We start from the raw sequence: 1,284 nt of genomic DNA on the forward strand, positions 1-1,284 counted from the left end.
CGAGGTAAACCCGATTCAGTGCCTTAGCAATTTTAAGTAAGGCAGGTTTAACCGCAAGGAAAACTGATGCTGAAGCGGGCAGAAGATAGACTAAAAAGCAAAAGCTCTTCTGTAATGGAAAAGATAGGAACGACTGTTCTATGGTGAAAGCCAGCCCACTTGGTCTTGGTCAACATTGCGAGAGACTAGCAGAATTTCTTTTTAAGGAGACAAGCAAATGACTACATCACAAACTACCGATGCGGATGCGGCTCCTACTGCTATCAAATGGCAAACCATTAACTGGTTAGCATGTCATGAAGAAGTTAAGAAACTGCAACGACGTATCGCAAAGGCAACACGAGAGAAACGCTGGCGTAAGGTGAACTCATTACAATGGCTGCTCACTCACTCCTTTTCGGCCAAAGCAATTGCCGTAAAACGAGTTACAGAAAATAAAGGCAAAAGAACAGCTGGTGTTGATGGGAAAATATGGTCAACACCTGAAGCAAAATCAAAAGCCATCACTCAACTTAAGCGATGTGGATACAAACCATATCCTTTAAAGCGAGTATATATACCAAAATCAAATAACACTAAAAAGCCACTTGGTATCCCGGTTATGCTAGACAGAGCAATGCAAGCATTATACTTACTTGCATTAGAACCTGTTTCAGAAACTACTGCTGATTGGAATTCTTATGGATTTCGCCCACGGCGTTCTACTCATGACGCCATAAACCATCTCTTTGTGATGCTTGCTCGCAAAGGCGCAGCACAATGGGTGTTGGAAGGCGATATCAAAGGGTGTTTTGATACGATTAGCCACGAGTGGATTCTTAATAACGTGGCGTTAGATAAGAAAATGCTTCGATATTGGTTAAAAGCAGGATATATCAATAAAGGTCAATTGTTTCCAACCCAGGAAGGCACGCCACAAGGAGGTATTATCTCTCCAACTTTGGCAAACTTGGTATTGGATGGTCTAGAGGCGTTGCTTGCAACGAAATTTGGATCACTGAAATACGACGGACACACAAGTCGTACCAGTAAATACCAAGTGCATTTCGTGAGATATGCCGATGATTTTGTCATCACAGGAAAGTCAAAAACTCTCCTTGAAGAGGAGGTCAAGCCGCTAGTAAAGGATTTTCTAGCCAAACGAGGTCTAACGCTTTCTGAGCACAAGACTAAAGTGACGCATATCAAACAAGGGTTCGATTTTCTTGGTCAAAATATACGGAAATATAGATTGGGGAAACCCAATGAAAAACTACTGATTAAACCTTCAGCGAAAAATGTTAA

1 protein-coding gene is annotated in these 1,284 nt (G+C 41.7%); it reads left to right on the plus strand.

Annotated elements, in window-relative coordinates; genetic code table 11:
* Positions 1–217: 217 nt before the first annotated feature.
* The coding region (ltrA, locus tag ACQY7T_RS08710; RefSeq protein ID WP_428412714.1) for a group II intron reverse transcriptase/maturase at positions 218–1,284 on the plus strand (1,067 nt) is incomplete at its 3' end.

The organism is Legionella sp., from assembly GCF_965140895.1.
Lineage (GTDB): Bacteria > Pseudomonadota > Gammaproteobacteria > Legionellales > Legionellaceae > Legionella.